The sequence below is a fragment of the Lutibacter maritimus genome, assembly GCF_900116115.1.
In the GTDB taxonomy this organism is placed as follows: domain Bacteria; phylum Bacteroidota; class Bacteroidia; order Flavobacteriales; family Flavobacteriaceae; genus Lutibacter; species Lutibacter maritimus.
In genome coordinates this window covers 307,728-327,307 of sequence record NZ_FOZP01000004.1, presented here as the reverse complement: position 1 = coordinate 327,307, position 19,580 = coordinate 307,728, and the positions used below count along the sequence as shown (strand labels likewise).

At 29.2% G+C, this 19,580-nt stretch carries 21 protein-coding genes; 6 read left to right on the top strand and 15 right to left on the bottom strand.

All coding sequences use genetic code 11. The features are described from left to right. The 11 genes from argB to BM335_RS08610 form a co-directional block, all read right to left on the bottom strand. Nucleotides 1-825: an acetylglutamate kinase gene (gene argB, locus BM335_RS08660; RefSeq protein WP_090225500.1), complete on the bottom strand. Its 825-nt coding sequence runs from the start codon at nucleotides 823-825 to the stop codon at nucleotides 1-3. 29 nt (nucleotides 826-854) lie between these two features. Beyond that, nucleotides 855-2,003 (bottom strand): alanine racemase, encoded by a 1,149-nt coding sequence (gene alr, locus BM335_RS08655; protein WP_090225498.1) that lies wholly within the window; start codon nucleotides 2,001-2,003, stop codon nucleotides 855-857. Then, on the bottom strand, nucleotides 1,996-3,150 hold the full coding sequence (locus BM335_RS08650; protein WP_090225496.1) for an amidohydrolase: 1,155 nt from the start codon (nucleotides 3,148-3,150) through the stop codon (nucleotides 1,996-1,998). The genes alr and BM335_RS08650 overlap by 8 nt, the downstream gene beginning before the upstream one ends. 17 nt (nucleotides 3,151-3,167) lie before the next feature. After that, nucleotides 3,168-4,571 carry a sodium:solute symporter family protein gene (locus BM335_RS08645; RefSeq protein ID WP_090225494.1) on the bottom strand — a complete coding sequence of 468 codons (1,404 nt, stop codon included), beginning with the start codon at nucleotides 4,569-4,571 and terminating at the stop codon, nucleotides 3,168-3,170. Between the two features lie 5 nt (nucleotides 4,572-4,576). Then, entirely contained in the window at nucleotides 4,577-5,026 is a 450-nt protein-coding gene (locus BM335_RS08640; RefSeq protein ID WP_090225491.1) for a GNAT family N-acetyltransferase, read from the bottom strand. A 1-nt stretch (nucleotide 5,027) separates the two neighbouring features. Further along, nucleotides 5,028-5,222, bottom strand: a complete 195-nt coding sequence (gene rpsU, locus BM335_RS08635) for a 30S ribosomal protein S21 (protein ID WP_090225488.1) — start codon at nucleotides 5,220-5,222, stop codon at nucleotides 5,028-5,030. A gap of 224 nt (nucleotides 5,223-5,446) precedes the next feature. Further along, complete coding sequence (locus BM335_RS08630; protein ID WP_090225486.1) at nucleotides 5,447-5,923, bottom strand: MarR family winged helix-turn-helix transcriptional regulator; 477 nt, start codon at nucleotides 5,921-5,923, stop codon at nucleotides 5,447-5,449. 20 nt (nucleotides 5,924-5,943) lie between these two features. Further along, complete coding sequence (locus tag BM335_RS08625; RefSeq protein ID WP_090225483.1) at nucleotides 5,944-7,188, bottom strand: NAD(P)/FAD-dependent oxidoreductase; 1,245 nt, start codon at nucleotides 7,186-7,188, stop codon at nucleotides 5,944-5,946. Nucleotides 7,189-7,191: 3 nt separating this feature from the next. After that, on the bottom strand, nucleotides 7,192-8,199 hold the full coding sequence (locus BM335_RS08620; RefSeq protein ID WP_090225480.1) for a 4-hydroxyproline epimerase: 1,008 nt from the start codon (nucleotides 8,197-8,199) through the stop codon (nucleotides 7,192-7,194). Between the two features lie 3 nt (nucleotides 8,200-8,202). Further along, on the bottom strand, nucleotides 8,203-9,789 hold the full coding sequence (locus BM335_RS08615; RefSeq protein ID WP_090225477.1) for an aldehyde dehydrogenase (NADP(+)): 1,587 nt from the start codon (nucleotides 9,787-9,789) through the stop codon (nucleotides 8,203-8,205). Nucleotides 9,790-9,903: 114 nt separating this feature from the next. After that, nucleotides 9,904-10,818, bottom strand: coding sequence for a dihydrodipicolinate synthase family protein (locus BM335_RS08610; protein WP_090225475.1), 915 nt, complete (start codon nucleotides 10,816-10,818; stop codon nucleotides 9,904-9,906). 136 nt (nucleotides 10,819-10,954) lie between these two features. Here BM335_RS08610 and BM335_RS08605 point away from each other — a divergent pair, with 136 nt between their 5' ends. Further along, complete coding sequence (locus tag BM335_RS08605) at nucleotides 10,955-11,797, top strand: AraC family transcriptional regulator (RefSeq protein ID WP_090225473.1); 843 nt, start codon at nucleotides 10,955-10,957, stop codon at nucleotides 11,795-11,797. 6 nt (nucleotides 11,798-11,803) lie between these two features. On the opposite strand, the gene BM335_RS08600 is transcribed toward BM335_RS08605, so the two are convergent. Then, nucleotides 11,804-12,160 (bottom strand): MmcQ/YjbR family DNA-binding protein, encoded by a 357-nt coding sequence (locus BM335_RS08600; RefSeq protein WP_090225616.1) that lies wholly within the window; start codon nucleotides 12,158-12,160, stop codon nucleotides 11,804-11,806. 10 nt (nucleotides 12,161-12,170) lie between these two features. Then, nucleotides 12,171-13,310, bottom strand: coding sequence for a radical SAM family heme chaperone HemW (gene hemW / locus BM335_RS08595; protein ID WP_090225471.1), 1,140 nt, complete (start codon nucleotides 13,308-13,310; stop codon nucleotides 12,171-12,173). A gap of 114 nt (nucleotides 13,311-13,424) precedes the next feature. Here hemW and BM335_RS08590 point away from each other — a divergent pair, with 114 nt between their 5' ends. After that, on the top strand, nucleotides 13,425-13,712 hold the full coding sequence (locus tag BM335_RS08590) for a putative quinol monooxygenase (protein ID WP_090225468.1): 288 nt from the start codon (nucleotides 13,425-13,427) through the stop codon (nucleotides 13,710-13,712). Here the strand turns inward: BM335_RS08590 and ruvC are convergent, their stop codons facing one another. Next, nucleotides 13,713-14,267 (bottom strand): crossover junction endodeoxyribonuclease RuvC, encoded by a 555-nt coding sequence (ruvC, locus tag BM335_RS08585; protein WP_090225614.1) that lies wholly within the window; start codon nucleotides 14,265-14,267, stop codon nucleotides 13,713-13,715. 153 nt (nucleotides 14,268-14,420) lie between these two features. Here ruvC and BM335_RS08580 point away from each other — a divergent pair, with 153 nt between their 5' ends. Further along, nucleotides 14,421-15,230, top strand: a complete 810-nt coding sequence (locus BM335_RS08580; protein ID WP_245780646.1) for a hypothetical protein — start codon at nucleotides 14,421-14,423, stop codon at nucleotides 15,228-15,230. After that, nucleotides 15,227-16,354 carry a glycosyltransferase family 2 protein gene (locus BM335_RS08575; RefSeq protein ID WP_090225465.1) on the top strand — a complete coding sequence of 376 codons (1,128 nt, stop codon included), beginning with the start codon at nucleotides 15,227-15,229 and terminating at the stop codon, nucleotides 16,352-16,354. Before BM335_RS08580 ends, BM335_RS08575 begins: the two co-directional genes overlap by 4 nt. Nucleotides 16,355-16,498: 144 nt before the next feature. Here BM335_RS08575 and mnmD read toward each other — a convergent pair whose 3' ends face one another. Next, a complete protein-coding gene (mnmD, locus tag BM335_RS08570; protein ID WP_090225462.1) occupies nucleotides 16,499-17,161 on the bottom strand; it encodes a tRNA (5-methylaminomethyl-2-thiouridine)(34)-methyltransferase MnmC2 in 663 nt (220 codons plus the stop codon). Nucleotides 17,162-17,405: 244 nt separating this feature from the next. On the opposite strand from mnmD, the gene BM335_RS08565 reads away from it, so the two are divergent. After that, a complete protein-coding gene (locus BM335_RS08565) occupies nucleotides 17,406-18,458 on the top strand; it encodes a branched-chain amino acid aminotransferase (protein WP_090225460.1) in 1,053 nt (350 codons plus the stop codon). A 125-nt stretch (nucleotides 18,459-18,583) separates the two neighbouring features. Continuing rightward, nucleotides 18,584-19,579, top strand: coding sequence for a quinolinate synthase NadA (gene nadA / locus BM335_RS08560; protein WP_090225457.1), 996 nt, complete (start codon nucleotides 18,584-18,586; stop codon nucleotides 19,577-19,579). The last annotated feature ends 1 nt before the right edge of the window (nucleotide 19,580 follow it).

The window sequence follows — 19,580 nt, the reverse complement described above, 5'->3', positions numbered from 1 at the left end:
TTATGCAGAAATAATAGTTCCTATTTTTTGATGTTCAAAAAGTGCTGAAATCTGCTCAGGAACAGTTCCATTGATAATTCTTGCCAGTTTTGCTCCTTTTTCTAGCGCAATTTCACAAGAGTCAATTTTAGGAATCATTCCTCCTTGAATACATTTTATTTCTTTTAAATGATTTATTTCGGCTACTTTAAGTTCATGAATAATGGAAGTAGGGTTATCCTTATCAAGCATTAATCCATCAACATCTGTTAAAATAATATACTGTTCTGCGGAAAGTGCTCCGGCAATATTTCCTGCAAAAATATCACCGTTAATATTATAATTATTTCCACTTTTATCAGAAGCAATACAAGTGATTACTGGGATAAAATCATTTTCTAATAATAAATCTATTAAAGTTGTGTCAATGCTTTCTACATCGCCAACTTGTCCTAAATCTACAAGTTCTTTTTTACCGTTTTTTTTGTGTGTATGTAGGTGTTTTTTAGCTAATACAGTTTGCCCATCTTTTCCTGATAATCCCACAGCTTTATGTCCCATTTTATTTATAATTGAAACAAGGTTTCCGTTTACTTTTCCTTTTAAAGCCATTTCTACATATTCCATTGCTTCAGGGGTAGTTTTGCGTAACCCATCAATAAAATCGGATTTTATATTGGCAACTTTAAGAGTTTCTTTAATAAAAGGACCTCCGCCGTGGATAATTATAATTTGAAACCCTTTATTTTTTAAAGCGCATATATTTTCTAATATCTTTGATTTTAGGTTTTGATTTGTCATGGCATTTCCGCCATATTTAAATAATATTAATTTTCTTTTTGTCATTTCCCTTTTTTAGCTCTGTTGTGTAATAATTATAAAGTAATAGTTCGTGGAATATCCTTGTCAATTCTTGATAAAACCTCGTAATTAAGTTGATCGGTATTATTACAAAATGAAGATAATGGAATGTCTAAATCTGTACTTGACCCAATTAAAATAACTTCATCATTTATAGCAATTGTATTACTTGAAGTTATATCTACCAGAAACATATTCATATTAATAGTGCCAATTACACTATATCTGACGTTATTAATTATAACTCTTCCTAAGTTACTTAAACTTCTGCTGTAACCATAACCATAGCCAATTGGAACAGATGCAACAACAGTTTCGTTTTCTGCCAAAAAAGAGCTTCCATAGCCAATAAATTCGCCTTTTGGTACACGTTTGATATCCATAATATATGATTTCCAACTTAATACAGGTTTTAATGGATTGGTGCTAATATTCAATTTAGATATATATTTAATAAACGATTCTCTGCTTGGCCACAAACCATATTGTAAAATTCCCACTCTAACCATATCATAATTTTTAGTTGGAAATGCTAAAACTGCAGCGCTACAAGAACAGTGAATTTGTTGTGGTACAATTTCATGAGTTTTAAAAAACTTAATTGCCTTTTTAAATTTTTTTTGTTGCTGTTTAACTCTAACATAGTTATTTAAACTTTCCGCACCGGCAAAATGTGTGCACAAGCCTTTTACTTTAATAAAGTTTTTATTTGCATTTACTAACTGAATAATCTGAATCCAATCTTCTTCATTAAATCCAGTTCGGTTCATTCCAGTTTCAATCTCAATATGAATAATTATAGTTTTCTTTTTTTGTTTTGCTTTTGACAGCATTTGATTTAATCTGCTAATATTAAAAACAAAGAACTCTATAGCGTTGTCAATTATCCAATCTTCATCAGTATTATTGATATCTCCCATAATTAGTATTGTAAAATTGTTTTTTGCAACTTTAAATACTTGTTTTGCTTCAAAAGAACTATATACAGAAAAGTGATTTACTTCTAATTTTTGTAATAAAGGAATCATTTTTAAAATACTATGACCATATGCATTGCCTTTTACAACTGATGATAAGGTTACAGATTTATCAATTAATGATTTTATAAAATCTATATTGTTTTTTAATGCTGATTTATTTATTTGAATAACAGAATTATACATACATTAATTTAATTATTGTGTTAAACATTTGTATTCCATAAGGTGTTATTTCGTCAGGAAAATCATAGTCAGGGTTATGCAATGCTGGTGTTTGTTTTCCTGAACCCAGTGCAAACATGGCGCCTTTATATTGTTGGGTAAATGTGCCAAAATCCTCACCCCATTTAAAAGGTGTTTGTTTTTTTATAACTTTAAATGAGTTAGATTCTGCGGCTTTTAATATAGATGCAACAGCTTCATCATTATTTTTATTTGAATCAAATTCAAAAATCCACTCTAACGTATGTTTAAGCTGATGTTTTTCACTGATACTTTTTATTTTAGCAGAAATTATTTTTTTTAAATCATTTAATTGATTAGCTGTCCAGCATCGAATTGTAAAATGCAGTTCAGCATAATCTGCTGAAATACCATAATCTTTAGAACCTAATGTAGCATATACCGTTGTAATTACTGAAAATGTTTCACTTTCTAAATTATTATCTCCCATAGATTTAATAGCAAAAATTAACTCTTGCAAAGCTAAATCTGGATTGATACCGTTTTCTGGTTCTGCAGCATGAGCCGTTTTTCCTTTTAAAGTAATTTTTAAACTTGTAACAGATGGTGTAAATGAATTGTTTTTTATTATAATTGTGCCATTATCATAATCTGGTACATTGTGTAATGCAAAAACAAAATCGGGTTGAAGCGATTTAAATTTTTCATCTTCTAAAACTGCTTTTGCACCAGCTCCATTTTCTTCTGCTGGTTGAAATAATAAAATAATTTCACCTTTTAAAAGTGGATTGTTTTTTAACGTTCTGGCTAAACCTATTAATATTGTAGTATGACCATCGTGCCCACATTTATGTGAAATTCCAGAATATTTAGATTTATGATTAAAAGTATTTTCTTCTTGAATTGGTAAGGCATCTAATTCTGCTCTAAAAAGTACCGTTTTTCCCTTTAAATTGCCTTTAAAAACAGCAGCAACTCCATGCCCTCCAAGTTCGGTTATAATAGTTGTTGGATTGCATAATTTTAATTCATCAACAACGGCTTGCACTGTTTGTTTTTCAAAACCGGATAGTTCAGGAGATTGATGTAATTTTTTTCTAAAATTTGTTAAATAATTTAGTTCCTCAATAGTCACTATTTTTTCCATGATAATTTTGTTGTCGCTTATTTTTTTACGACTAAATATGTTAATAAAGACAATGAAATTCCTATTAATATCGGGTCAAAACCATATGGAATTTCCACTCCAATGAATGTTAAAATTAATGTAGAAGATCCTCCTACAATCATTGAAGATAAAGCTGCTTTTGGCTTTGATTTTTTAGATATTAATATTCCTAAAACTGGAATTAAAAGCCCTGAAACCATAAATGAATATGATAATAACATTAATTCTAATACACTTTTCATGGTAGTTGCAATAATTATTGCAACTCCTCCAACTATAAAAGTGATAATTTGTGAAATTGTTATATTCTTTTTATTAAGATGTTTAATGCCTAAAATATCTGTTACAAAATTACCTGATGCTGCCAACAAACAGCTATCTGCTGTAGACATTATTGCTGAAAAATATGCCGATAACATTAATCCCATAAGTCCTATAGGTAATACATGTTTTAAAAGCAAGGGCATTCCCATTTCAGGATCCATCCCTAATTCCGTTTCAAATCCATCAGAAATAAAAACTCCTTTTGCAGCTGCAACTCTTGAAAATAATCCTAAAATTACTCCCATAAATGCCATAATTGGATATTCAAAAATACCTGCAATAAACCAAGCTTTTTTTGCGGTTTTTTCATCTTTACAAGCGTATATTCTTTGGTAAAGTGTCATTCCAACAAACCAAATAGGAACTATAATTACAAACCAGTTTACTATTTGAATCCATGAAACATTTTGTAATGAAAAATATTTTTGAGGAAGTGTTTCAACGATAGCTTTATAACCTCCTAAATAACTGTATGCAAATGGAATTCCAACAAATATTAAGCCTGCCATTAAAATTATCCATTGAAAAGTATCTGTATAAATTACTGCTTTCATACCTCCAAATGCAGTATAAACAAGTGCAATACCACCCATTATTAACAAAGCTTGATTCAAATCAAGTGATGGAAATGTACCAACGGCTAATTTTGCACCTGCTAAAAATTGAGAGGATGTAAAACCTAAATATCCAATAAATGAAATAATACCAGCTGCCATAGCAACCGTTCTTCCATAACTGTGTTTTAAAAATTCGGGAAATGTTAAAAAACCAAGTAAATTACCTTGTTTTACCACTTTTGGAATTAAAAAAACAGCGCTTAACCAAGCCCCAATAAGTCCTGTAAATAGCATCCAGGATCCAGATAAACCCATCATAAATCCTAATCCACCTAAACCAATTGAAAACCCGCCACCAACATCAGTTGCTACAACAGATAACCCTACGTGCAAGCTTTTCATTTCGCCACCACCAATATAATAGTCGGTTACAGTTTTATTTTTTTTAAAGAAATAAAATCCTATTCCTAATACTGTAATCATATATACAGCAAAAACAATGATGTCTAAAAAAGCCATACTTTTTAGTGTTGTTTTTTAAGTCGCATTTCTAGGTATTTGTTCTCAAAACCTAATTTTTCATATAATTTTTTTGCAGGATTGTTTGGCTCTACATGTAAAGCAATATCGCCATCAGCTAATTCAATAGCTTTATTCATTAGTCTTTTTCCAACACCTTTTCCTCTGGCTTTATTATGTACGGCAATGTAAACAAGAATGTTCTCTGGAATATAACCTTTCATTCCAGTTTTGTTTATAATAGTTATGCCTAAAATTTCTTGGTTTTCTTCTAAAATTAGAGCAAAACCTCCTAAAGCATTTTCAGAATCTTGAACAGCAAAGTCTAAACATTTTAAAATGTCGCTTTTTGTGTCGCCATATTCATCTAAGTGTTGATATAAAAAGTTTACAATTTCTTCTTTTTCTTGTTTTTGAGGTTTGTTTATAGTATTAAATACTTTAAAATTATTCATTTTATTTATTTTCCTGATCTTGTAAAAATTGTTTATAAGAAGCTTTGTCTATTAGCTTTCTTTTTTTAATAGATTTTTTAGTGTAGTGTTTATTATCTTTTAATTGATTTAAAAGTTTTGTATTTCTGGTTTTTCTTTTATAGCGTTTTAAAGCTCTTTCAATATTTTCACCATCTTTTACTTGTATTATTAGCATCTATGTATTTTAAATTAGTATGTTTTTTGCTAAAATACGAAATAGTTTCTATAGAAACAATTAATGCAGTGTTTAATAAATTATAGATAAAACTCATAAATACGTATTTATTTATAAATTTATATGTTTAATAGCTATTTAATTCAATATATTTAATTAGTTTCTGCAGAAACATATTGAATTATGAAAAATAAAATTGAATGATTTAAAAAGTTATTTTGAAGTTATTCTGATTCAAATTCTTCGGCTGTAATAATTGGTGAAGCATCAATTTCTTCAACTTCCATTAGTTTTGTTAACAAATCAATTCCTTCAGTAATTATTTGTAATTTTTCTGGTGGTAGTGCTTGTAATTTTTCACTTAATTTTTGTTGAAAAGTAATAGGGGCAGACTGTAGTAACTCCATTCCGTTTGCAGTTAAAGAAATGAGCGTAACTCTTTTGTCCAATGTTTTAGGTAGTTTTGCAACTAATCCTTTTTTTTCTAAACGTCTTAAAATTCCAGAAATAGTACTAGCGTTTAAATTTAAAAACGTTTTAAGTTTTGCAGCATTTGTCCTATAATCTTTTTGCTCTGCTAAAAATTGTAAACATAATAATTGAGGAATGCTAACTCCTTGTTCTTTTTCAACTCGTTTACTTTCTAAATTTATTGATCGAACAATTTTGCGTAATTTTATTAAAATATCACTAAAAGTCATGTGTCAAAATTACATAAAAATTAATTACTTGTTTTAAAAGCCAAAATATCAATGGTAGTTTTTTTATTTGAAACTATTTCACTTACTAATTTACCCGTTGCGGGAGCCAAACTTAAACCCATCATTGCATGGCCTGTTGCAATAACTAAATTATTAAATTTATTAGATCTTTCAATAATTGGAAGTCCTGTTGGAGTGCAAGGTCTAAAACCAAGCCAAACATTTTCTTGTTTAGGATTTTCAATTTTTAAATTTGGGTAAAAACTATTGATATGTTCAACAATTCCATTCAATCTTTTAAAATTAATTTTAGTGTCATCAGTGTTGGTGATTTCTAAAGTTCCACCAAAGCGTATGTTTGTGTTAAATGGTGTAACTGCAACTTTCCCTTCGCATAAAATTGACGGAATAGAAGGTGATTCGGCTTGTTTTGGCACATTAAAACTGTAGCCTTTTCCCGGTAATAGTAACAGTTTTATATCTAATTTTTTTAATATTTTAGCACTCCAAGAACCTGCGGAAACAATAAATGAATCGGCTTTTATAATGCCATTGTTAGTGATGATTTCTTTTATAGTATTATTAGCGAATTTAAAATTTAATATTTCAGTATTTGTTAATAATTGAACATTCATTTTTAAGAGTTCTTTTTTCAAAAAACTTATAAAAAGATTGGGTGATAAATGTGCATCAGATTTATAATGTACAGCCCCAATTGCGTTGATTGTTGTTGATTTTTCTAAGTTTTTAATGCCATTTTTATCTAAAAAATCAACATGAATGCCTAATTTTTTTGAAATTTCTGCAACTTTAATTTCTTCTTCGGCAATTCTTTCATTTTGAAATAACATTAACAAACCTTTTTCATCATATTGAAAAGAATTGTTTTCATTTGCAAAACCTTGATACAATTCTTTACTTAGAAATGAAATGTTTTTTAGATGATTTATTGAATTGTTTACATGCGTTTGATTTGAATTTTTATAGAAATTATAAAGCCATTTAACCAATTCTGAATTAGCGCTTGGTTTAATATAAAATGGACTTTTTGGATTAAACATCCATTTTATACCTTTATGAATAACTCCAGGTTGCGCTAAAGGAATAATATGGCTTGGAACAATCATACCTGCATTTCCGTAGGAAGCTCCATCTAACATGTCAGATTTATCAACAATAACAACTTCATTTCCTTCTTTAGCTAAAAAATAAGCAGAACATAATCCAATAATTCCGCCACCAATTACAACAACTTTTTTACTCATAATTTATAAAACTTGAAAACCGTGTGCGTAAGGATCGTCATCATCAATAATTATGGTGTTATAGCCATAAATTTTTGCCCAACCTTTAATACTCGGAATAATTGCTAAATTTCCATTGATAGTAGTTTCTTTTTCAATTTTTCCAATAAAAATTGATCCAATATAACTTTCGTGAATAAATTCTTCACCTATATTTAATTTTCCTTTTGCGTATAGTTGAGCCATACGAGCCGAAGTTCCAGTACCACAGGGTGATCGGTCAATAGCTTTATCTCCATAAAAAACTGCATTTCTACCTGATGATGTTGCATTAATTGGTTTTCCTGTCCACATAATATGACTTACATCTCTAATAGTTTCATTTTCTGGGTGGATAAACAAGTTTGGATACTTTTTGTTAATGCGATTTCTAATAATGTTAGAATATTGAATTATTTTACTTGCAGTGAAATCTTGAATTCCACTAAAGTTTTCTTGTGGATCAATTATAGCATAGAAATTACCGCCATAAGCAACATCAAAACTAAGTTCTCCTAATTCCTGACAATTTATAGTTAATTTTTCTGCTGCTAAATAACTTTTTACATTGGTTAATTTTACCCAATCAACCTTTTTTTCTGTTTGTTGATATTCAATTTCTATAATGCCAGCGGGCGCTTCCATTTTAATTTTTCCAGGAATTTTAGGTGTAATTAAACCTTCTTCTACCGCAATAGTTACCGTTCCTATTGTTCCATGTCCGCACATTGGTAAACATCCTGAAGTTTCAATAAATAAAATAGAAAAATCATTTTCGGGATCATTTGGCGGATATAATATGCTACCACTCATCATATCATGTCCGCGAGGTTCAAACATTAATCCTTTCCGAATCCAGTCAAATTCTTTTAGAAAATTTTGACGTTTTTCACTCATGTTTTTGCCTAATAAATTAGGAATTCCTCCAGCTACCAACCTAACTGGATTTCCGCAAGTGTGAGCGTCAATGCAAAAAAATGTTTTTTTACTCATTAATTAGTTTATTGGTTTACGGGTATTTTCTCCATTTATTAAACGCGAAATTCCTAAAGGGTTTTCGTTTTTAAGTTCGCTAGGTAACAATTCATTAGGCCAATTTTGGAAACTAAACGGACGAACCCAACGTTTTATAGAGTTAACTCCAACAGCAGTAAATCGGCTATCCGTTGAAGCAGGGTAAGGACCTCCATGAGTCATTGCGGGACAAACTTCAACACCTGTTGGAACTCCATTAAATATAATACGTCCAACTCTATTTTGAAGTGCATTTATAATGTTAGAGTATGCCATTAATTCTCCATTTTCAGCTAAAATAGTACCAGTTAATTGTCCTTCTAATTTTGAAATAATTTCTTCTAATTGGTGAAAATTTTCACATTGAACAACCATTGAAAATGGACCAAAAACTTCTTGATGTAATGTTGTATTATTTAAAAAAGTATTTCCTTCAACTGTTGTTATTATTTGCTTTCCATAATTTTGTGAAGTTTCATTTTCAAAATTGGCAGTTGTTTGCAGCCCTTTCTGATTTTGCATTTTTACTTTGTTTGTTTCATAAGCGCCAATAATTTTAGGATGCAACATACACGTTGGTTCAATTTGTAAAATTTCTTCGGATAATTTTTTTATAAAATTTGTTAAATCTGTTCCTTTAATTCCTAAAATTAAACCAGGATTTGTGCAAAATTGTCCAGCTCCCATAGTTATAGAACTTGCATAGGTTTTTGCCCAATTTATACCATTATTTTTGGCGGCATTTGGTAAAATTATAACTGGATTTACACTTCCCATTTCAGCAAAAACTGGAATTGGTTCAGGTCGTTCGGCTGCCATATTATATAAGGCTCTTCCGCCAATAATGCTTCCGGTAAATCCAACAGCTTTAACATTAGGGTTTTTAACCAATGTAGCACCAACTTCAATTCCGCTACTATTTAAATTTGAAAAAACACCATTTGGCATATTTGTTTTTTCGGCAGCTTTAATAATTGCAGAAGCTACTAATTCTCCTGTTCCAGCATGCATTGGATGTGATTTTACAATAACCGGGCAACCAGCTGCAAAAGCTGCAGCTGTATCTCCACCAGCTGTAGAGTATGCTAAAGGAAAATTACTTGCTCCAAAAACTACAACTGGACCAATGGGTACTAACATTTTTCGAAGATCTACTTTGGGAATAGGGAGACGGTTTAAATCTTCGGTGTCTATGGTGGCTTCTAGCCATGAGCCTTCGCTTACTAAATTTGCAAAGCTACGCAATTGAAATAGTGTTCTTCCTCGTTCGCCCATTGCTCTTGCTTCTGGTAAGCCTGTTTCGGCACAGTATGTTTCAATTAATTCGTTTCCTAAAGCTTCAATTTCATTTGCAATTTCATTTAAAAATGCTGCTTTTTTTAAGCCAGAAGTATTTTTAAATGTTTGAAATGCTTTAGTTGCTAATTCTGCTGCTTTTTCAATTTCTATTGTAGATGCTTCATAAAAAACAGCTGTATTTTCGGTATTGGTTTTTGGATTAAATGTTTGAAAAGTGATATCTCCAATTGAAGAAAGAAGGTTTCCAATATAATTTTTTCCTGTAATCATTCTTGATTTTTTTGTTTTGTGTTAGTGATTGAGGTGGTATCCTTTTTTTGCATTTTTGCAAAAAAAGATTTAACCGAAAGCACGACCGCTAGCGGAAACACCCAAATTAACTATTTATAAATTTTTATAATTTGGTAAAGTTGGTCGGGTTTTTAAACTATCTTTTATTATAGCTAATACACGTTTGCGTTCCTCGCCAATTAAACGTAAACGAGGCTCTCTTACATTTTCTGTTCCAAGACCTGTTGCAACTTCGGCCAATTTAATATTTTGTACTAATTTAGTACTTATATCTAATTCTAACAAAGGCAAAAACCAACTGTATATTTTTTGAGCTTCATTAATTTTACCTGCTTTAGCAAGTTTGTAAATTGCAACAGTTTCTGCAGGGAATGCACAAACTAAACCAGCAACCCAACCATTAGCACCCATTAAAATACTTTCTAAAGCTAAGGTGTCAACGCCACATAAAATAGCGAAACGGTTTCCGAAACGGTTTCTCATTCTTGTAACATTAGAAATATCTCTGGTTGATTCTTTTACCGCTTCAATATTTTTGCATTCGGACAATTCTTCAAACATATCAATGGTTACTTCAATTCCATAATCTATGGGATTGTTATAGATCATAATTGGCAGCGAAGTGCTGTTGGCAACTTTTTTAAAATAAGTGACAGTTTCTCTGGCATCAGCTTTATATCGCATAGGAGGTAACATCATTAAACCGTTTGCTCCATATTCTGCTGCTTTTTTTGCAGCCTCAATGGCATTGGTTGTAGATTGTTCGGCAATATTAATTATTACAGGTATTTTACCCTTTACTAATTTAACGGTGGTTAAAATTAAAGTTTTTTTCTCTTCACTTGTAAGGGTACTTGCTTCACCAAGTGTTCCTCCTAAAATTATTCCGCTCACACCTGCGGCCAATTGAGCATTAATATTTTTTTTAAAAGTGTTGATATCTAGTGTGTCATTATCTTTAAATTTAGTAGTAACTGCTGGCATAACGCCCTCCCAATTTATTTTCATAATTTTCGATTTATACAAATTTATAAGAAGTTTTTAATGAATTTATCAGTATTTCTAACTTATAATAGTATTATTTTACCTTAATTGTTGATTTTTTTGAAAAAAAATGATTAATTTTGATTTATATTTTTTTTGAATGAAAGTTTTACCATTTACAATACCAAAACCTGAAAATGTTACTTTATATACGGAACAATATAAAGGTGAAACTTTTTACGAAAAATTACATCAACATAAAGAAATTCAAATAAGTTCAGTAATTGTTGGGGAAGGTACTTATATAATTGGCGATTGTGTTGGTGAATTTAAAGAAGGCGATATTTTTGTGATTGGTGAAAATTTACCGCACGTTTTTAAAAGAGATGATGCATTTGAGCAGCAGTGTGAAATGAGTACTGTGTTTTTTTCTAAAAATTCTTATGGTGAACACTTTTTTGATTTACCTGAATTTGAACATTTCCAAAATTTTTTTAATAATGCTATTTTAGGGTATGAAGTATTAAGTAATAAAGAAGAATTGAATTTATTGCTGTATAATATTAAATCACTATCTAAATACGAACAGTTTACTTCATTTTTAGAAATTTTAAATATCATTTCTTCTGCACAAAAAAGAAAATTATCATCAATGATAAATTTAAAAAAGTATGCTGGTGATGAAGGGAAAAGAATGAGTGATATTTTTAAATACACAATGGATAATTTTCATAAAGAAATTACCCTAAATGAAGTTGCTGACATTGCAAATATGACTCCGAATGCATTTTGCAGGTATTTTAAACAACGAACTACAAAAACTTTTGTTAATTTTTTAATTGACGTTAGAATTGGAAACGCATGTAAATTGTTAGCAAAAAATAACGATTTAAGTATTACTGAAATTTCATACAAATCGGGGTTTAATAATTTGGCAAATTTTAATAGAAAATTTAAAGCAGTTAAAGGTGTAACACCCTCGGAATATAAAAAGAAACACTAATTTAATTTATATAAAACCAAGTTCTTTTTGCAATTTTTTTGTGAGTCCTTGTACTACTAAATTGTATGAATGATCTATTAATTCTTTAATAAATAGGTTAGATAAACCTCCTTCAATAATGATGGTATTCCAATGTTTTTTGCTCATATGAAAACCTTCAATAATGTCGTGATGTGCATCACGTAATTCGATAGCTTTTTCAGGATCGCATTTTAAATTAACTGTAGATGGATGTTTTTCTAAACCAGATAAAGCAAACATTTTACCAGCTACTTTAAATACCAAGGTTTGTTCATCAAAAGGAAAACATTCGGTTACATGTTTTTTTGACAAGCAATATTCTCTAAATTCTTCAATGTTCATTTTAAGTATTTTAAATAATAAACAAGTCGCTTGCAATTCCATCAGCCAAAAATTTACCTTTTTTTGTAGTTACTAACGTTGGACTTGCAAACGTGCTTAATTGAACTTCTAACAGACCTTTATTAATAAATGGTTCACTATTTTTTTTCAATAATTCTAATCGTAAAGCACCAAATTCCTTTTCAACTTTTTCAAATGAAACGCCCCAAATGGTTCTTAAACCAGTCATAATATATTCATTAAATCTATTGTTTCCAGTTAACTTTTCTATTTCAATTGGTAATTTATTTTCGTTTATTGAGTTTATATATTTTGCATTGTTTGAAACATTCCAAGCTCTTTCTGCTCCATTAAATGAATGTGCCGATGGACCAATTCCTAAATAATTTTCGCCCAACCAATATGAAGTGTTATGTTTTGAAAAAAAGTTTGGTTTGCCAAAATTTGAAATTTCATACTGTATAAATCCTTGTTTTTCAGTTTCTTCAGTTAAAATATTAAAATGTTCTAGAGCTAAGTTTTCATCAACTGGAGGAACTTTTCCTTTTTTAATAAAAGTATCTAATGCTGTTTTTTCCTCAACTGTTAAAGCGTAACTAGATATATGAGGCACACCAAAATCAAAAGCAATTTTTAGGTTTTTTACCCATTTTTTGTTTGTCATATTTGGTACTCCATAAATAAGATCAATTGTAATATTATTAAAATATTGTAACGCAACCTTTAAACATTTTTTAGATTCTTCTGCAGAATGCGCACGATTCATAAATTTTAAATCATCATCAAAAAAAGATTGAATTCCAATGCTTAATCTATTTATAGGCGTTTTTGATAATTCAATGATTTTTTCTTCCGATAAATCATCAGGATTTGCTTCCAACGTAATTTCAGGATTAGAATTTACATTATAATTACAATAAATAGTATTAAGTAGTAACTGTAATTCTTCTGTGTTAAGAAGGGAAGGTGTTCCGCCTCCAAAATAAATAGTTTCAACAAACTCATTTTTTAGTTCATCTTTTCTTAAAAGTAATTCATTTTTTAAAGCCAGAATCATTTCGTCTTTTCTTTTTAAAGAAGTAGAAAAATGAAAATCGCAGTAGTAACATGCTTGTTTACAAAACGGTATATGTAAATATATTCCAGCCAAAATAAAAAAATTTGAGTGTTATAAATGTACACATTTAAAAAAAAACATGAAAGGTGATTTTTGTTACCTTTTTTACCAATATGGTGTTGTAAATTTGATAAAACGACAGCTATTATGTATACTTATATTGTTTCTTTTAAAGTTAAGGAAGGGGAAGGGATAACGTTTGTTGAACTTCAAAAATTTGAAGAATTGACAGAAGCTAAGCCTGCGGGATTAGATCATTTTCATATTTTTAAAGATAGAAATGAGCCAAATAGATATTTTTTAGTAGAATTTTGGAATTCTAAAGAAGATAGAGTTAAAATGGAAAACTCTAAAGAATACCATTTATTTAGAGAACACCGTCAATTAATAATTGAGAAAAAATATGAATTTTATGAGTGTGATGTGGTAATTTAATTACTTTTTTACTCTATCTCCATTTTGCTTTACAAAGGCCGACCAACCGGTATAACTTTTTCCTAAGGTAACATTTCCGCTGTTATAAAAATGACAAACAGCAGCGGCTAAACCATCTGTTGCATCTAAATTTGTAGGTAATTCTTTAATTTTTAATAAATTTTGAAGCATTTTTGCCACTTGTTCTTTACTAGCATTTCCGTTGCCAGTAATTGCCATTTTAATTTTTTTTGGCGAATATTCAGTAATTGGAACTTCACGAGATAATCCTGCAGCCATTGCAACACCTTGTGCGCGTCCTAATTTTAACATGGATTGTACATTTTTACCAAAAAAAGGAGCTTCAATTGCAATTTCATCTGGATGGTATGTTTCAATTAATTGAATGGTACGTTCAAAAATTAATTTTAATTTTATATAATGATCATCATAATTTTTTAGAATTAATTCGTCTAAAACAATTAATTCCATTTTTTTATTTGCCACTTTTATCAAACCAAAACCCATAATTGTGGTTCCAGGATCTATGCCTAATATGATTTTTTCTGAACTCAATAAGTTGTTTATTTGTAAAACCAAATGTACAATATCTTGAACAAATATAAACGCATCTTTTTTTTACTTACTAAGCTAGTAATAGTTGTCGGTGCTTTTTATTTTTTATATATAAAAATAGCCAATAATAAGGGTTTGCCTTTTCAAGCATTTTTGGAACAACTTTCAATAGTTGGTTCTAAAGGAATATTTGTTATTTTAATTTTATTGCTTTTTACAGATGCCAATTGGTTGTTAGAAATTTTTAAATGGAAAAAATTAGCAAGTATTGAAAATAAAATATCATTTTTTGAAGCTTATCAGCAATGTTTTGCATCGTTAACTTCATCCATAATTACGCCTAATAGAATTGGAGAATATGGCGCAAAATCTATTTATTTCGAAAAAGGGAAAAGAAAGCAAATAATGCTTTTAAACCTTATCGGAAATTTAAGTCAACTACTAATTACTATTACTTTTGGAGTTTTTGGATTGTTTTTTTTAATAAAAAATTACAGTTTTCAATATCCAGAAATTAATGTTTTAAAAATAGTTTTGATTGTTGGTATTTTGGTAATCGCCATTTTATTCAGAAAAAAGTTGAAGCTATATAAAATTGGAGCGTATTTTAAAAGTATTTCAAAGAAAATATATGTTGAAATAGTTGGACTTTCATTTTTGCGGTATGTGTTTTTCTCGCATCAATTTATATATTTATTACATTTATTTTCTGTTGAGATTGATTATTTCACAGCTTTAAATTTATTGTTTTGCCTGTATTTTTTAGCTTCAATAATACCAAGTATCGCCATTTTTGACTGGGCAATAAAAGGATCAATTGCAGTTTGGTTGTTTAGTTTTGTTGGTGTAAATGAAATTACTATTTTGACGATTACAACAATAATGTGGCTGTTGAATTTTGCGATTCCAGCAATTATTGGCAGTATATTTGTGTTGAATTTTAAACTTAAAAAAAGCGAATGATTTACATTGTTATTGTAATATCTGTTATTTATACAATATTAATTATAGCTTTTATTAGCGGTTTCAATTATCTTAAAAATTTTAAAAGTCGTGAAACTTCACCAAAAAACACCTTTACAATTGTTGTTGCTTTTAGAAATGAAGTTGAAAATTTACCCAAATTATTACAATCGCTATCCAATTTAAATTATCCAGCTAATTTGTTTGAAATACTTTTAGTTAATGATAATTCTACCGATGCATTTGAACCAATTATTGCAGGTTTTAAAAAACAATATCCACAACTTACAATTGTTTTATTAAACAATAAAAGAACATCAAATTCTCCTAAAAAAGATGCTATTTCAGTAGGAATTCAGCAGTCAAAATTTGATTGGATTGTGACAACTGATGCTGATTGTGAAGTGCCAAAAAATTGGTTGACTCTTTTTAATGAATTTATTGAAGATAAAAAACCGTTATTTATAAGTGCTCCAGTTTCATTTAAACAGAAAGCTTCCTTTTTATTTCATTTTCAAAACTTAAATTTTATAAGTTTAATTGGAAGTACCATTGGTGGTTTTGGAATAAAAAAACCTTTTATGTGCAACGGAGCAAATTTATGTTACTCAAAAAAAATATTTAATGAAATTAATGGTTTTGTTGGAAATGAAACTATTGCAAGCGGTGACGATATTTTTTTATTAGAAAAAATGATTGAAAAACACCCTAATAAAACGCTCTTTTTAAAATCGGAAGAAAGTGTTGTTTTAACAAACTCAGCGCTAACTTGGAAACAGTTTTTTAATCAGCAAATACGTTGGGCTTCAAAATCAACATCTTACAAAAACAATTTTGCTAAATTTGTTGGAATTATGGTTTTTTTAGAAAACTTAATGATTTTTACTGTTATAATTACAACATTAATAAATCCAATTCATTGGAAAGCTTTCTTTATCATTTTTATCCAAAAAATGTTTGTTGATTTTTTATTAATTGAAAAGACATCAAAATTTTTAAAAAATAGGAAATCGCTAATTTTTGTTCCAATTACAAGTTTGTTATATCCTTTTTATATCCTTTTTGTTAGTCTTTTTTCAACCTTTAAAAAATATGAATGGAAAGGACGAGTCTATAAAAAATAGCTATTTTTTATCAAACAAAGCAGTAATTATAGTTTCTGCATTTAGCCATAAGTATAATATTAAAAAAAGTGCCAATACTAAAATTATACCACGTTTGTAATTCGGTTTTTTACGTTTTTTAAATCTATTTTCCATACTGCTTTATTATTTTTTGGTTGCACGTAACATTTCTCTTTTTCCTGGAGGGCCTGGTAATTTTTCAACTAAAAAGCCAACAGTTTGCAAGGCTCTTCTAACGCTACCTTTAGCGCTGTAAGTAACTAAAATACCATCAGTTTTTAATGAATTATACATTTTTTGAAAAATTTCTTCAGTCCATAATTCTGGTTGAACTCTCGCTCCAAAAGCATCAAAATAAATTAAATTAAATGTATTTATATCATCAATTTCATTAAAAAATTGTTGCCTTTTGGTGAGTGAAAAATCAGAAGAAATTTCATTTTTAATTTCCCAATTTTGTTGATGCATTTGCTCAAAAACAGTTTCAAATTCTTTTGCTTCTAACTGTTCTACATAATTTAAACAACTTATTTCTTCAGTTGAAACAGGATAAGCTTCAACGCCAATATAATCAATTTTTAAATTAAATGTTGGAGCTTCTAAAAAAGTAATAAAACTATTTAAACCAGTTCCAAAGCCAATTTCTAAAATTGAAACATCTGCATTTGAAAATAGTGATAAACCACTTTTTATAAAAACGTGTTTTGCTTCTTGAATTGCACCGTGTTTAGAATGGTAATTTTCATTCCATTCACTTAAATAAATTGTTGAAGATCCATCGTCAGTAATTATTACTTTTCTTTCCAATAGTGTAAAATTTATAATTAACTAATTATTAGGGTTTTTAATTATTTTTATGTATGTAATTTTTATATTAAAATCAAAAAAAGAGATTTAAAACCTACTAATAATGTAATTTTATTTTAATCTTATTATTTTATTGAATATTTTTACCCAAATATATTAAAAATAAGGTAGTACACTTACAACAAAGCAAAATTACGGATAAAAAAAATTAAGTAATTTTGTTTAAATTAAAATAAGATGAATTATGGCTTTACATATTGAAAAAACTACAAAATCAAAGATATCATCTGTTGATTTTAACAATTTAAAATTTGGTCAAATATTTACAGATCATATGTTTGAATGTGATTATGAAAATGGACAATGGCAAACGCCAAAAATTAGACCATATCAGCCAATTGCATTTGATCCTTCCGCAAAAGTTTTTCATTATGGACAAGCTGTTTTTGAAGGAATGAAAGCTTATAAAGATGATAATAATGACGTTTGGTTGTTTAGACCAGATCAAAATCAAGAACGTATTAATAAGTCTGCTGAAAGATTGGATATGCCTGCTTTTCCAAAAGAATATTTCTTTGAAGGATTGACAGAATTATTAAAATTAGATAAAGATTGGGTACAAAAAGGAGAAGGAAATTCGTTATACATTCGTCCATTTGTAATTGCAACTGAAAATTGTGTTTCAGCATCATCGTCAACAAATTATAAGTTTATGATTATTTGTTCACCAGTTCAAGCATATTATGCAGGTGAAGTTCGTGTTGAAATTGCTGATAAATATAGCCGTTCTGCTAATGGTGGAGTTGGTTATGCAAAAGCTGCTGGAAATTATGCAGCATCATTTTATCCAGCAAAATTAGCCGCACAACAAGGTTACCAACAAGTTTTATGGACAGATGCTTCTACCCACGAATATTTAGAAGAGGCTGGGACAATGAACGTATTTTTTAGAGTAAATGACACGTTATTAACAGCACCAACAAGTGAGCGTATTTTAGATGGAGTTACTCGTAAAAGTATCATTCAATTTGCTGAAGACAAAGGAATTAAAGTTGAAGTTAGACCAGTAAAAGTTTCAGAAATAGTTGAAGCAGCTAAAAAAGGTGAATTACTTGAAATGTTTGGAGCTGGCACAGCTGCTGTAATAAGCCCAATTTTAGGATTTGCACATAAAGGCGAAAAATTTGAACTTCCTAAAGTTGAAAATAGTTACGCATCTTTTATTAAAAAAAGTATTACAGATATACAAAGAAATTTAGCTGAAGATAAATTTGGTTGGAGATATAAAATTCAATAAAACTCAACAATCAAGTATTGTTTGTCTATAACTATAACTTTTTATAAATTGCACCTGCTTAAACAATCGGACTCATAATCCGATTGTTTGGCATATTATTTGTCCTCATCAAATAAAAATAATTTATGACACTACTTGAAAAAGCTAAAAAAAACTTACAGGAAAAGGGATTCTTAGATGTTGAAACACCAAAAAACATAAATTATGTTGAGGAAATTAACAGATTAAGAAAGGAAAAAAATGCAATAATTCTTGCACATTATTATCAAGAAGATGCAATTCAGGATATTGCAGATTTTGTAGGAGATAGTTTAGCATTGGCACAAAAAGCAGCCACTACAAACGCTGATATTATTGTGTTTGCTGGTGTACATTTTATGGCAGAAACCGCTAAAATTTTAAATCCAACTAAAAAAGTATTATTGCCAGATTTAAAAGCGGGTTGTTCTTTGGCAGATTCTTGTCCACCTTCAGAATTTGCAGCTTTCAAAAAGAAACATCCAAATCATATAGTAGTTTCTTATGTAAATACTTCGGCAGAAATTAAGGCATTAACTGATATTGTTTGTACTTCATCAAACGCCGAAAAAATTATAAACTCTATACCAAAAGACCAGCCAATTATTTTTGCTCCAGATAGAAATTTGGGAGCTTGGTTAGTTAAAAAAACCGGAAGAGATATGGTATTGTGGGATGGTGCTTGTATGGTTCACGAGGCATTTTCTATTGATAAAATATTAACGTTATATGCTGAAAATCCAGGAGCCGAAATTATTGCACACCCAGAATCTGAAGCACACTTATTAAAAGTTGCAAAATATGTTGGATCAACTTCAGGATTATTAAACTATGTAAAAACAAGTAAAGCAACAACTTTTATTGTAGCCACTGAAGTAGGTATTTTACATAAAATGCGACAAGAATCTCCAGATAAAATATTAATTCCTGCACCTGTTGAAGACGATAGTTGTAATTGTAGTGAATGTTTTTATATGAAAATGAACACTATGAAAAAATTATACTTATGCTTAAAACATGAACTTCCTTTTGTTGAAGTAGATAAAGAATTAAGCAAAAAAGCGCTAGTTTCAATTGAAAGAATGCTAGAGCTATCTAAATAAA